The organism is Cystobacter fuscus DSM 2262 (assembly GCF_000335475.2).
Lineage (GTDB): Bacteria > Myxococcota > Myxococcia > Myxococcales > Myxococcaceae > Cystobacter > Cystobacter fuscus.
The window spans coordinates 301865-315944 of record NZ_ANAH02000014.1 but is presented as its reverse complement, the minus strand read 5'-3'; the positions used below and the strand labels follow the sequence as shown (position 1 = coordinate 315944).

General features: G+C 68.1%; 9 protein-coding genes. 2 read left to right on the top strand and 7 right to left on the bottom strand.

What is annotated here, in order from left to right; translation table 11 throughout:
- Positions 1–46 precede the first annotated feature (46 nt).
- The gene (locus D187_RS25125) at positions 47–1825 is read right to left on the bottom strand and encodes an arginine--tRNA ligase (RefSeq protein WP_002621770.1); all 1779 of its coding nucleotides are present in this window, start codon (positions 1823–1825) and stop codon (positions 47–49) included.
- Positions 1826–2117: 292 nt separating this feature from the next.
- Between D187_RS25125 and D187_RS25120 the strand changes: the two genes are divergently transcribed.
- Positions 2118–2735, top strand: coding sequence for a hypothetical protein (locus D187_RS25120; protein WP_002621768.1), 618 nt, complete (start codon positions 2118–2120; stop codon positions 2733–2735).
- A gap of 62 nt (positions 2736–2797) precedes the next feature.
- Here the strand turns inward: D187_RS25120 and D187_RS25115 are convergent, their stop codons facing one another.
- The 6 genes from D187_RS25115 to D187_RS25090 form a co-directional block, all read right to left on the bottom strand.
- Complete coding sequence (locus D187_RS25115; protein ID WP_002621766.1) at positions 2798–7342, bottom strand: pilus assembly protein; 4545 nt, start codon at positions 7340–7342, stop codon at positions 2798–2800.
- Between the two features lie 11 nt (positions 7343–7353).
- The gene (locus D187_RS25110; protein WP_002621764.1) at positions 7354–7860 is read right to left on the bottom strand and encodes a hypothetical protein; all 507 of its coding nucleotides are present in this window, start codon (positions 7858–7860) and stop codon (positions 7354–7356) included.
- Positions 7861–7866: 6 nt separating this feature from the next.
- Complete coding sequence (locus tag D187_RS25105) at positions 7867–9060, bottom strand: prepilin-type N-terminal cleavage/methylation domain-containing protein (protein WP_002621762.1); 1194 nt, start codon at positions 9058–9060, stop codon at positions 7867–7869.
- Between the two features lie 10 nt (positions 9061–9070).
- Positions 9071–9685, bottom strand: a complete 615-nt coding sequence (locus D187_RS25100; RefSeq protein ID WP_002621760.1) for a type IV pilus modification PilV family protein — start codon at positions 9683–9685, stop codon at positions 9071–9073.
- An 11-nt stretch (positions 9686–9696) separates the two neighbouring features.
- On the bottom strand, positions 9697–10398 hold the full coding sequence (locus tag D187_RS25095) for a pilus assembly FimT family protein (protein ID WP_002621758.1): 702 nt from the start codon (positions 10396–10398) through the stop codon (positions 9697–9699).
- Positions 10399–10582: 184 nt separating this feature from the next.
- On the bottom strand, positions 10583–12757 hold the full coding sequence (locus tag D187_RS25090; protein WP_155893560.1) for a M4 family metallopeptidase: 2175 nt from the start codon (positions 12755–12757) through the stop codon (positions 10583–10585).
- Positions 12758–12932: 175 nt separating this feature from the next.
- On the opposite strand from D187_RS25090, the gene D187_RS25085 reads away from it, so the two are divergent.
- Complete coding sequence (locus D187_RS25085) at positions 12933–14078, top strand: DUF1615 family protein (RefSeq protein WP_245591813.1); 1146 nt, start codon at positions 12933–12935, stop codon at positions 14076–14078.
- Positions 14079–14080: the final 2 nt, after the last annotated feature.

The window sequence follows — 14080 nt, the reverse complement described above, 5'->3', positions numbered from 1 at the left end:
AGGCCCGCGGGGGCCAGCAACGGCCCCCCGTGCCCCACCGCCCCGCTCACTCCTCCTCGGCGGGGGCCTCCATGTACTCGGGGGCGTTGATGCCCAGCAGCGCGAAGGCACTGCGCAGGGTCTGCTTGAGCGCCGCCACCAGCGCCAGCCGGCCCTGTGTCTTCTCCGCGTCCGCGCTGATGATCGGGTCCGTCTTGTACTTCGTGTAGTAGCTGTGGAAGTCGGTGATCAGCTCCTGGCAGAAGTAGAGCACGTGGTGCGGCTCGAGCCGCTCCGCCGCGCTCGCCACCACGTCGGGCAGCTGGCTCATCTTCTTGAGCATCACCAGCTCCTCGGGCAGGGTCAGCCGCGCGAGCTGCGCCGGCGTGAGCTGCTCCGCCCCGACGAACGGCGTGCCCTTCTCCGCCGCCTTCTTCAGGATGCTCGCGCACCGCGCGTGGCCGTACTGGAAGTAGAAGACCGGGTTGTCCTTGGACTGCTTCTGCACCAGGTCCAGATCGAAGTCGAAGCGCGCGTTCGCCGTCTTCATCAGGAAGAGGAACCGGCACACGTCCGGGCCCACCTCGTCGATGAGGTCCTCGAGCTCGAACACCGTGCCCTTGCGCTTGCTGACCTTGACCTCCTCACCCCCGCGCGTGATGCGCACGAGCTGCACCAGCAGGAAGTCGAGCCGCTTCACGTCCAGCCCCAGCAACACCATCCCCGCCTTGATGCGCGGCGTGTGCCCCGCGTGGTCCGCCCCGAGCACGTCGATGAGGCGGTCGAAGCCCCGGTCGTACTTCTCCTTGTGGTAGGCGAGGTCCGCCGTCAGGTACACGGGCGTTCCGTCGCGCCGGAGGATGACGCGGTCCTCGTCATCTCCGTGCTGGCTCGTCATCAGGAACGTGCCGCCCTTCTGGCGATCCGTGTACTGAGCGGCCTTGCTGTCCTCGCTGCGCACCTTCTCCGTGTCGCGCCGGGCCTCCGCGGCCTCGTACGTCGCGCCACGCCGCGCGTACTCCTCGGCCACCGCCTTCACCTTGCCCGCCGCGTGCAGCGACGCCTCGCTGAAGAACACGTCGTGCCGGATGTTCGCCTTCTCCAGCGAGGCCCGGATGGCCTCCATGTTCTCGCGGATGGCCACCGCGGTCGCCAGCGGCAACCACTCGGACTCCGGCGCGCGCAGGTACCTGTCGCCCACCTCCTCCTTCCACGTCCTCGCGATGTCGATGACGTACTCGGCCGGATACTCGCCCTCGACGAGCTCCACCTGCTCGCCGAAGAGCTGCCGGTAGCGCTTGTGCACCGTGCGGCCCAGCGTCTCCACCTGCTTGCCGTAGTCGTTGATGTAGAACTCGCGCGTCACGTCGTGCCCGGCCGCGTCCAGCAACCGGGACACCGCGTCGCCCATGAACGCCCCGCGCGCGTGGCCGATGTGCACCGGGCCCGTGGGGTTGGCCGACACGAACTCCACCATGATGCGCTTGCCCGTCGACTTCGGCGCCCGCCGCCCGAACGTCTCCCCGGCGCTCAGCACCTCACGCGCCACCTGCTGGATGACCTGCTCCTTGAGCGTGAAGTTCAGGAAGCCCGGACCCGCCACCTCCACCTTGGCGACCATCCCCTCCTTGTCCACCAGGCCCTTCACGATGGCGTTGGCGATGTCGCGCGGCGGCTTGCCCTCGGGCTTCGTGAGCAGCATCGCCACGTTGACCGCCCAGTCGCCGTGGGCAGGGTTCTTCGGGGGCTCCACGGTGTAGCCGGGCACCTGCTCCAACTTGAGCGTGCCGGCCGACTTCAGCGCCGCGAGCGTGTCAGCAATGAGAGCGAAAACCTTCTGCCGCATGGGGACGTCTTCTCCGATGACGAAACCTGAGGGGCGCGCACTCTAGGGCCGAACCGGTGCGGGCTTCACGGCTTCCGTGCACCCCCGGGCCCCGGGAATCCGCGCAATGAAGCCCTGTCCCGACCCCACGGGCCTCCCCGTGGGGCCCGTGCGCTGTCGCGCCGGTGACATTCGGCGCACTCCCCTGTCATCTGGGCAGCCGGACGAGCAGGCACTCGAGCGAGGGACCTGTGCCAGATCGCCCTGGCGTCCCCACCCTGTCTCCACCAACGAATGACGGGGGAGGGGTCGGATGGTCGGACGGGTCATGGGGTTGATGATGTTGGGGTGTGTGCTGGGGAGCACCGGTTGCCGCAAGGCCGAGCGAAAGCCAGCCCCGGAGACGGCCGAGACGGTGGCCACCCGGACGGAAACCACGGCGCCGGCCGCGCCGGTGAAGGCCGTCGAGTCGAAACCCGAGGCCGCTCCGGTCCAGGCGGCGCCCCGGGAACAAGGGGACGCGATCGCCCTCCAGGAGAGCGCGACGACGGGGGAGCGGGAGAAGCAGGCACCCGCGCGCTCGGGGACGGGTGGGCAGATGGATGACGAGGACCGCATCTGGCTGAGCGAGAGCGCCGAGGCAGCTCGGGCCGCCAACAAGAATATCTCTCCGGACACGGCCACCGAGGACATCACCATCGCCAGCGGCACGGTGGATGGCCGGGTCAAGCGCGTGGGCGCCCGCACCATCGAGGTAAGCGATGGCGAGGGCAACATCTACGAGCTGCGCATCGATCGCCGCAGCCGGGGTCTGCATCAGGGCCGTCGGGTTCCGCTGCGGGAGATCTCCGAGGGGACTCCGGTGCGCGCGTCGTTCGATCTCGTGGGAGGAGGCGACAGCCTCGCGCGCGACATCGTGCTGCGCCGCTGAAACAACGGGGCCCGCCATCGCCGCGTGGCGAGGACGGGCCCCGGAGTGCTTCCGCGCCTTGCTCACATCCCGGAGGGCGCGCACGCCTCCTGGCCGCCGTTCTCGTGGTCGTGCCGGCAGGCATGCAGGGTGCGGGGCACGGGCAGCTCGTAGATGTACTGCAGCACGTCCGTGTCGGTGGAGACCTGCGCCTCGGTGGCCTGGGGCTTGCCGGGCTCGACGAACAGGGTGCTGTATCTCACCTGCCCCGTCTTCGACACCTGGATGGCCGTGGTGGGCTCGGGCGGAGGCGCCAGCACGGAGCGCGTCTGGTAGCGCACGTAGCCGTCCTTGCCCAGCAGGCCCGCGGCGCAGTTGGGGGCTCCGGTGAGGAAGTCCGCCTGATGCAGGCGGGCCAGGTTGTTGGTGGAGCCCGAGCAGGCACTGGTGGTGGTGGTCACCTGCGGGTACATGGAGTTCCACATCGTGCAGCTCGCCAGCACCGCCGCGCCGCCGGCCGTTTTGTGCTCGAGCCCCTCGTACTCGTAGAACCAGCCGGGGTCCTCCGGGCCCGCCAGCAGCTTGCTGGGGCACACCTTTCCGGCCGCGCACGCGCACGTGCCGGAGGCGTCGCACTGGAGGTTCGTCACGTCGACGAGGCCGCCCGTCCCGTTGACGCCACCGGTATCGCTCAGCCGCCGCCCATCGTAGTCCTTGGCCAGGTTGTTCATGGAGGGCGCCGCCGACAGGCTCTCGTCGAACATGCGCGCCGGGACGCCGCCATAGACCCAGAGGCCGTAGAAGCGGTTCTCGCCGAGCGTGCTCGGCGTGGTGGAGGCGCTCAGGTCCAGGTCGTTCATGTTCAGCGTGTTGCCCGGGTCACGCACGCGGCAGTCGTAGACCCCATCCGCGTTCTGGCCGCACTCCACCCTCGTCCGGGCGAAATCGTAGCTGTTCGTCCCTCCGCCGGCGGGCCTGGGGCACGAGTTGGCGTTACGGGACTCGAACTCGGCCGTGAGCAGGTTCGTGCTGCCCGCCGTGCCACAGACGTTGGAGGCGGCCTCCTGGGAGAAGGGCGTATAGGTGCCCTGCGTGTAGAGCCGATCCGTCCACGCGTTGCTCAGCCGCTGGAAGTCCGTGCCATTGCGCGTCAGCTTGTAGCTGGACTGTGTCTGGCCGCATCCCAGCTTGGAGCACGCCTGCGGGTTGTCGAAGCGGCAGGTGCCCACGCCCGTCTCCAGAAGCGAGTAGCGATTGCCCGAGCCCACGAAGGCGCGCAGGGCCTGGTTCTCCGGCTGCACCGCCACGGAGGCCAGGTAGTAGATGGGCGAGCGGTTGCGGATGCTCTGCGCGTTGGAGGCGGACACCCCATCCCGGTCCATGGAGAAGGAGCGCGCGCCACTCCAGTTGCCGACGAGCCGGGTGGAGGCATCGATCACGCCGGGTTGGAAGAAGCGCAGCGTCCAGACCTGGCCGCCCAGGTCGCCCACCACGGCGGTGTCGAAGAAGCCATCGAAGCGCGGCTTGTCGTTGGCGCCGTAGTCCACCAGGGCCGCGGGCGCCACGAAGCCGTACGTCATGGCCCTGCGGGGCTCATCCATGCCACCGGAAGCGGACCCGGAGTATTCCCACTTCCACAGCAGGTTGTCGTCGCGGCCGTTCACGGTGCCGTTCCACACGTCCACCATGTACAGGCCACGCCCCTTCTCTCCTCCGGGAGACCAGCCACCCGACAGCATCGCCACCCAGCGCTCGGCGCTCGCCGGCCCCTTGTCGCCATGGCGCTTCTGGCCGGTGGTGGAGCTCATCAACACGGGCCCGATGGGGGGCGCCTTGGGGCTGAGACTGAAGAGCGTCTTGCCGAAGCGCAGCGACTCGTCCGTGCACGGCTGCGGGAACATCCAGCGGAAGCCGGGCCGCGACTTCGCGGTGGCCGTCGCGCTGCCCGCCATGTCCCACAACACCTCCAGGGCGAAGTAGTGCGTGCCCCCGCGGCCCTCGGCCACCACGGCCACCGTGTGGTACTCGTTCCACGACTTGCGGCCATCCCCGTTGTCGTCCGCCCAGATGTCGCGAATCATGACGTCGCCGTCGACGAAGTAGGCATGGCCCTGGAGCATCTCCTGCAGCCGCGGCAGCATGTCCGCCGGGATGAAGGCCCACCGCTCCACGCCGCCCCCGGCCGCGTTGCTCAGGTACTTCACGTCACACGTCGACGTGTCCTCCTGGCCCAGCCCATCGCTGAAGGCGTGCAGCATGCCGTCGTTGGCACCCACCAGGATGAGCCGCTCGCGCTTGCGGTTGACGAACGCGTAGGCGTCGTAGGCATCACGCCGCAGGGGCGTGGCGACGTTGCAGGAGGTGGGCAGGTCCTCCCGCGCATCCATCGGCGTGGACTCCACGCCGGTCTTCTGCTGGGTGGCGTAGAGGGTGCGCACGCACTGGGTGGACACGCCCAGGTCACACAGGAACTTGTCCGCCGGGGGATCCACCACCAGGGGCGAGGAGTGGAAGATGTCGCCCAGCACGGACGGCCGGGTGTCGTCCCGCTTGCCGTTGCCGTTCTCGTCGAACAGATCCTGGCCGCGCACGTACTGGATGATCAGCGCCGTGCAGAGCAGATCATACCCGTCCTGGGTGGACAGGCTGGTGGGCAGTCCCTTGAGGCCCGCGGCGACCATGAGCGGCGCGGCCTTCAGGGCGAGGTCCGCGTACGCGGGCATCTGCATCCGGGTGAGGAGGGTACCCGCCTTGTAGGTGGTGCCCAGACCGCTGGGGCACAGCGGCGCGCCATTCACGGCCAGGTACTGACGCAGGTGGGAGATGTTATCGAGGTTGAAGGCGATGAGCCCGTCCTGCTGCGTCAGCAGCCCGTCCTTCGTTCCGCCACCAAACGCCTGGCCGTTGTCCGTCACCGTCCAGATGTTGCGCTGGACATGCCCGAGCTTCTCGAGCTCGTCGCTCGCCTCCCAGTAGGGCTCGGCGGAACCACCGAAGAGCGGCGTGCCGTTGGGCCCGCCGTTGGTGGACAGCAGCTTGCGGTACTCGCTCGAGGAGTCCTCCGCGACCATGCTCCCCGCCTTGTCGACGAGGAAGAGGTCGGTGCGGTCACCGTCGCCGTTCTTGTCCTGGTCTTCGACGAACTCGTTGAACTGCTCGTAGCGGTACAGCTTGCCGGCCCAGGTGTTGTCCTTGGCGGGCATCATGCGCGGGACGATGGCCGTGAGCGCCGCGTCCTGCGTCTGCAGGGTGCTGACGGCCGCCGTGGAGAACGAGGTGTTGCGCGCGTTGATGTCATCCAGGATGGTGAGCATCGCGCGCTTGAGTTCGCTGGTGCTGCGGGCCGAGAAGAACCTGCCGCCCCCCAGCCGCGCCGTCTCCTGCAAGAGCTTGCTGTCCTTCACGTCCTCGGAGAAGCCGATGGTGTACGTGGCCACGCGCTGCTCGCCCGTCATGTCGAAGCGCAGATCCTTCCCCCACAGGAAGCGGGCCACGTTGTGCAACTGGCTGGGCGAGCACCCCTCACACGGCGCCGGATTGGAGGTGATGGCGGAGGGGAGCTTGACCACCGTCTGCTCGTCGAAGGGCTCGCCGTCCGTCAGGAGGATGACGGCGTTGAAGCCACACTCGAAGCAGACGCCATCCGTCGCGCTGAAGTTGGAGCTCGTCGGGTGGCTGCCCAGGTAGGAGGAGAAGGGCGTGGGGGAGGTCTTGGACTCGAAGAGATAGCCCGCCGCGTAGAGCGCATCCGCGAGCGGCGTGTTGCAGGCATCCCAGCCGAGGCCGTTGCTGTTGTTGGCGTTGACGTTGGTGAGGCTGTTGAGCACCGAGTTGCGGTTGTTCTCCACCGAGCTGCTGTCCAGCGGGTAGGACTTGGCGCACGTGGGGCCCATGGGCTGCTGGATGCAGAGACACTGGTTGCGGGTGCCGGCCTTCTGGCCCCAGCACGTCCTCTCCGCGCGCGTCTGGAAGCCCATCACGCCAAAGCGCACCTCACGCAAATCCCGGACGACGTCGGTCAGCACCTTCACCGCGCCCGAGTCTCGTGGAGCGTAGAAGTTGAGGAAGTTGCCCTTCACCCGCCGCGTGCTGCTGTCGTGGAGATAGTAGCCCCGCGTCTCGAGGCAGCTCTGGCAGGTGTTCAGGTCCGTGGTGCCGATGTAGCGGATGGACTGGCACGCGGCGGCCGCGCTCGTCCAGGTGGAGGTGTCCTGCGGGGCATCCCCGAAGAGGACGCCGTACCCATTCTTGGGCGCCTCGTAGTACGAGGAGTTGGCGAACCAGTCGTCGGACTGGCTGTTGATGCCCGTCCACATCCGGTCGTACGTCTCGTCCTTGTTGTAGCCCAGGTCATTGAGGAACGGGTCCGAGCAGCCCCGGGGGCCGGTGGGCCAATCCTTCGGCCAGTCATGCATCGACGCGGAGGTGTCGATGATGAAGAGGATGTTGGGAGGCCCGCCCTGACGCGAGAAGAACTTCTCGTCACCGCCCCGGACCGGATTCATCAACGCATCCAGACGGGAGGTGGTCGGCATGCAGCAGGCCGCCTGATCGATGGCGGCCGCCGTGTCCGCCCTGAGCAACACCACCAGGAGCACGAAGAGGCTGAGCGACAGCTTGCGGAACATGGAGACCGTCCTCACAGACCGTACCGGAAGAGGAACTCGACCTCGGACTCACGGCCCGAGGTCTCCTTGCACTTGACGACCACGCGGTAGTACTGGCCGCCCATGAATCCGCCCGAGGCGGGAACGGTGTTGGCGATCTCCCGCGCCTGGCGGCCGGAGGCGCCCATGAACACCGGATCCACCCCCACCACCGTGGCCTGGGCGATGTCCTGCGCGGTGTCGTTGTAGTGACCGGTCATGATGCGCGTGCGCGCGCTCGGATCCGGATCATCGATGAGCCGGGTGTCGAGGATCTGCAGCTCGGTGGTCGCGCGGAACAGCTTCAGGCGCGAGAGCAGGTGACGGCGCGCCGCGTCCGCGCAGGCCCCGATGCGGTCGCCCCGCAGCTTCTCCGACGAGGCCTCGCGGTTGTAGTTGGAGAACTGGATGGCGCCCACCACCAGCAACAGCAGCACCGCCATGGCGATGACGGTCAGCATGAGGGCGTTGCCGCGCGGAGCCCTCTTCTTGAAACACATGGTGGATCAGCCTCCCCACACGTTGAGACCGGAGGATTCGTCACCCACCGGAGGATTGAAGGTCGAGCGCGACAACATGTTGGGCACGCGCACGGTGGTGGTCATGTTGGTGCGGTAGTAACCATCCGCCGGCCCCACCTCGCCCGAGTCCTCCAGTTCCACGCGCTCGAAGGCGCGGCGCCCATTGGACTCGGGGGTGGTCGAGCGGATGCCGATGCTCAGGCGCACGGCGCGGATGTTGGCCGGGTGCCGGTTGTAGCGGGCCGGATCCTCGTAGGGCAGCTTGAAGACGGGCGCTGGCAGGGCGGTGGGGTCCGGGGTGCGGTCCGCGAGCGCGCTGCCCGTGTCCCCCAACACCCAGTTGGACACCGGGGAGTTGAAGTCCACCGCCTGCACCCCCGCGTTGGGGCTGCCCGGCACCGGCCGGTTCATCACGTAGGCCACCTGGAAGGACTCCACGTCCGCGGCCAGCGGCACGGCGCTCGACAAGTCCAGTTCGTCCAGTCCCTGGAAGGCCATCAGGAACGGGCGGCCATCCATGGCCACGATGCGCAGGCGCATCACGTGGATCATCATCAGGTAGGGCGCGCTGCTGCCCGCCCTGGACAGGCACGGCGTGTGGATGGGGACGGAGGAGAGGGCCGGATCCAGGACGAAGCCGCCGGACGCGTTCGCCTCCGCCGACACCCCCGCCGCGCCGGCCTTCATCACCACGTAGTCGCGGCTGCCCACGCACGACACGAGCAGCAGCTGGCCCTTGTTGAAGCTCACGCCGAACGTGCTCCCGGGGTCCTCCAGCACGACGGTGGAGCCCGCGAGGTGCCCCCGGCGCATCCACGCCGCGTCCCGGTAGCGGAAGGCCAGGTCATCCGTGATGGAGTTGGGCTGGGAGCCACCGAGCACCACGGCGTAGTTGGACTTGGCGCCATCCGGAATCGCCGCCCCGCTGAAGTCGAAGGCGAAGCGAGGATCCACGCCGTAGCCCGCCATGCGCAGCCGCTGCTCGATGAAGCCCGTCGTCGTGCGCAATCCCTCCACCGCCACCTTCACGCGCGACTCGCGCTGGAAGGCCCCCTGCACGCCCATGAGGGCGGTGGCCACGGCCGCGAGAATGATCGTCGTCATCACCGAGCCCACCATGAGCTCGACGAGCGTGAAGCCGCGCGATGCGGAGGTCGGGAGGCGATTCGAATGAGGCATGGGGGAGCGGTCAGATCTCGACGTTGATTTCGTTCGCGAAGGGACCGGAGTCGTAGAAGCTCACGTACTGGCGGACGTACCGGCGCTCGGTGACCTCCATCCACGAGACCACGATGATGACCTGGTGGATGGGCACGCCCGTGGCCTCGTCTGGCTTGTCGATCATCACCAGCACGCGCCGGAAGCGGCCGAAGTCCGCCTCCGAGTAGCCAGGCAGCAGCCGGTGGGCACCCGCCGCGCGCTCGTAGGCGTCCAGGTCGAAGATGCAGCGGACGGCCCAGGCCTCGCCGCTACCGGGCTGCAGCTTCTCCAGGCCGCCGGTGAGCGCGGCGACCTCCGCGCCGGGGTTGCAGTCCGCGCCGGTCAGCAGGCCTTTGTAACCCGGCACGCCCACCACCCGATTGCCACCCAGCGTGTCCAGCGCCCCGCGCACCTGCGAGGCGATGCCCGAGGCGCGCGTCGCCTGGTTGGCGTTCGCGTTCTGCCGGCTGGCCAGCAGCAACCCCTGGAAGACGCCCATCAGCCCGATGAGCAGCACCACCGCGGCGATCATCGCCTCGATGAGAGACACACCCCGTGGGGCGGAGCGACGGCTGCGGACACGACGGCGGGAGGTGAAGTCCACGGTGGTTCCTCCTAGGTTTTGTCCGATGAGAAGGTGGCCATGAACCCAGAGGGTCCCGAGATGGCGAACAGGTACTGGCCCACGCCCTGCGTGCTGCTGAAGGCCAGCGACTGGTTGGTGGTGGTGATCCACCGGCCCGTGCCGTCCACGAAGCGCGCGCTCCCATCCGGGTAGAACCCCATGGCGCCGCTCGGACTGTCGGTGCCCGAGCAGAAGCTGCACGTCTGCACCGCGAGTCCCAGGAAGGGCGCGCCGAACGCGTCCGTGCGCCCGGGCGTCAGCGCCCCGAAGCGCACCTTCTTGCTGTAGTCGTCCAGGTAGTAGATGGCGGACACGCCGCCCGTGCTCCCCTTCGCGTCCACCGTGAACGGCAGCTCGAAGAGCCCACGCGGGTTGCGCGCGAAGACGCTCTGGCGATCCTCCACCACCAGGAACGCGCCCGTGCCGGTGCTCAGCGTGCCGCGCCCCCCCGCCGGATAGAAGACGACCCACACCGGATGGCTCGCCGACGAGGCCCGCGTGCGCGCCGTGCTCATCACTCCCTGCAACTCGAACGCGGCGCTCTGCAGCGCCCCGCGCCGGCCCACCGCCTCATAGGCCACCAGCGCCAGCCCGGTCGTCACCCCGAGGATGGCCGTCACCATCAGCACTTCGACGAGGGTGAAGCCTCCCGGGCGCTGATCCCTCTTCGCTGGCCTCGCAAGGTAGGGCATTTGACTACCTCTCCACGGGAGAATTCCGCCGCCGACTTACACTGGGGGCGAATAATTCTTAATTTATCAAAAAATGTATTCTCGACACAATCCCCCCCCCGGAGCGCTCGGGAATGCCTGAAAACACCACGGGCGGCCCTCCTCGTGGGAGAGCCGCCCGCGGTCCGTCCACCCGGCGTGTCGACTACGGCCGGGTGTAGTTGATGGCCAGGTTGTAGGTGGCCGCCGTGAAGCCATCCACCATGATGTACGCGCGGGTCTCACCCGCGGGCACGGCCAGCTCGCACCGCTCGATGGCGTTGGAGTAGTACGGGCGGCAGTTGTAGGAGGTGGTGGTGGGCTCGGAGCCGAAGCGGACGTACAGGTCGGGGTCACCCGTGCCCGACATCACCACCTTGAAGGTCGTCCCCGCCACCACGCTGTATGGGCCATGGAGGATCTGCTGGCCCTGGGCCGGCGAGCCGCTGACGCTCACGGACACGGGGCCCCCCGCCTCATGCGTGGCCTTGAGGCTCGCGCCCGAGTACGAGGTGTAGGCGTAGATCAGGACATACCAGGTGCCCGCCGCCGGGCTGGAGAAGGTGCATTTCTCCGTGTTGCCAATCTTGAACGAGCGGCAGTCATACGAGCCCGTCGTCGGCACCGAGCCCTGTTTCACATACAGGTCCGCGTCGCCCGAGCCGCCGCTCAGGTCGAACACCACGTTGGGCAGACCGGCGGGCACCTCCAGCGTGTAGTACTTCTTGTTGCCCGAGCTTCCCGCCAGACCGCTCACGGGCACGCCATTGGTCAGCGCGGTGGTGACGGGTGGCGGAGGGGGCACACCCACGGCCAGCCACGCGGCGTTCACCGCGGCGGCCTCGGCCGAGCCCACGCCGAAGAGCGCCTCGGCGGCCTGGACGGTGTACGTCTTGGCCTGCTCGAAGGTGGTGCTGGAGGTGAAGAGATCCGTATTGGCCTTGTAGAAGATGCGTCCGGCCTTCTCCGGACCAATCGCCGTCACGTTCTGGGTCGTCTTGGCGCGCGGGTGGGTGCCGCCCTTGGACAGCAGCGCGAACACCAGGTTGCTGATGCCCGAGCTGTAGTGCACGTCCACGCCCGGGGAGTAGTCCCCGTAGAAGTCGAGCGAGTCCCCATCCAGGGCCGGATCGTCCATGTAGCGCAGGGCGTCATCCGCCGTGCCCGGCGTCCAGATGTCCTCGCCCACCTTGAAGACGTCCGCGTCCACGGCCCAGCCACGCGACCAGCTCTCGCACACGCCGGCGAAGATGTCGGACATGGACTCGTTGAGGCCGCCCGACTCCCCCGAGTAGACGAGGTCCGACTCGGAGTCCGTCACGGCGTGGGTGAGCTCGTGCACCGTCACGTCCAGATCCAGGCCGAGCTCGGTGGAGTTCACGCCATCGCCATCCCCGTACACCATCTGGGTCCCATCCCAGTAGGCGTTGACGTACTCACTGTCATAGTGGACGGTGCTGATCAGCGCGGCGCCCGCGTTGTCGTACGAGTCGCGATTGAAGAGTGTCTTGTAACAATCGTAGGTGGTGCCCAGCATGTCGTAGTTCGTGTCGACATGGGCGTCACCCACGGCGGCCTGCCCCTCGGAGCGCTTGAGCGTGCCCGGCGTGGAGGTGCCATTGTCGGCCGAGTACACCTTGCGGTCGAGGGCCGAATGGATGCGGGGATTGACGAGCAGGATGCCGCCGCGCCGCGCGTCCACGTAGACGAGATCATCGGCGGGCATGCCCGCGCGCGCGCCCGTCACGCGGACCTCATAGGCCAGCAGCGGCTCCACGGCGTGCTCGGGCAGCACGTAGAGCAGTCGCGCCGGGCCCCGGGCCACGGCACCGAGCGCGGACGAGCCCGTCACGGCCGCCTCGAGCGCGGCCTCGGGTGCCACGCTCGCCTTGGACGCCGCGGCCTCGCCCGGGCGGACGGTGCCGTTGAGGGCATAGAGGTTGCCCGTCTCATCCACATGCAGCACGAGCTCACCGCCCACCACGCGCAGCCCCCTCAGGGTCTGCTGGAAGCGCAGGTGCTGGTGACCCCGCTCGTCCACCCGGGAGCGCTGAAGCACCAGATCCCCTCCGTCCACGCGAAAGATGGGGGCGAGGTGAGCCATCACCTCCCGCAGCTCATCCTTCATGCCCGCCGCGTCCAGACGTCCCGCGGACGACAGTTTCCCCAGACGTCCGGTCACGGCATAGGGAACCCCCGCCTCGCTGCCCACCACGCGCACATCCTTGAAGCGCGACAGCGCCATCTGGATGTCCACATCCTTGTCGCCCGCGCGCACCGCCTCCTCGTTCACGGTCTCCGTCGAACCACAGGCAGCCAGGCTCACGCCCAGCCATGTCATACAAAAACTTCTCAGAATCCGAGTCGTCATGGCCCCCCCTTCCTTCAATGAAGTGGCCATCTAGTTCTCATAGCAATTCTTCGCGAATCAAGGGGACGTCATGGTTTTGAAGTCTTTCGTCACATACGCGTCTGGATGTGTCCGCTGGCATGCGGCGGCTCTGTTTGTCTGTGTATTGAGCGCCCTGAGCGGGTGCGCCCATCGCCAGGCCGCGCGGACCGAGCCCCTTCCCCCCCGCGTCAGCACCGAGGAGGCGGTGCGGCTGGTGCCCGCGAACGTGAAGGAGCGGGAGGGTTGGGCGGAGGACGTCCTGGCGGCCCTGGAGGCCCACCGCATCCACCCCTCGCTCGAGGCGGTGTGCTCGGTGCTCGCCGTCATCGAGCAGGAGTCGGGCTTCCAGCCCAACCCGGCGGTGCCGGGCCTGGCACGCATCGTCCAGCAGAAATTGGATACCTATGCGGACAAGCTGGGGCCCTTCGGCCCTCCGGCGCTCGCGGCCCTCCTCGGGGGCAAGGCACCTGGAGAAAAGCGGACGTTCGCGCAGCGCCTGGAGCAGGTGCGCACGGAGAGGGATCTGGACCGCGTCTTCCGGGAGCTGATGGAGTATTACGAGACGGAGTTTCCCAGCACCTACACTGCGGCGAAGCTGGCCAGCGCCCTCTTCCAATCCGGGCGGCTGGAGGACCTCAACCCCATCACCACCGCGGGCTCCATGCAGGTGAGTGTGCGCTTCTCCGAGGAGCTGGCGGGAGGAGAGGACGATGAGCGCGCACAGCGGCGGGTGCGCGAGGAGCTCTACACGCGCGGCGGCGGGGTGTACTACGGCACCGCCCGGCTGCTTGGTTACGAAGCCCACTACGCCGAGCCCGTGTACCGCTTCGCGGACTACAACGCGGGCTTCTACGCCTCGCGCAACGCGGCGCTCCAGAGCCAGGTGAGCCGGCTCACCGGCATCGAGCTGGTGGCGGATGGAGATCTGCTCGCCTACGACAAACAGGGCGAGCCCCTGGACACGGACAGCCACACCCTGGAGGCCATCCTCACCTTCCGGCGGCGCTACGCCCCGGACCTGAGCGAGCGGCGGGTGCGCAAGGACGTGCGCGAGGAGAAGACGCTCGCCTTCGAGGAGACGGACACCTGGAGCGCCATCAAGCGCACGTACCAGGAGGTGACGGGCCAGCCCCCGGAGTACGCGCGGCTGCCGTCGGTGGTCATCCGCAGCCCCAAGCTCAGCGGAGACCGCTCCACGGCGTGGTTCGCCCAGTCGGTGAACAAGCGTTTCCAGCGGTGCCTGGGGCGCGCCACGCCCGCGACGAAGTAGCG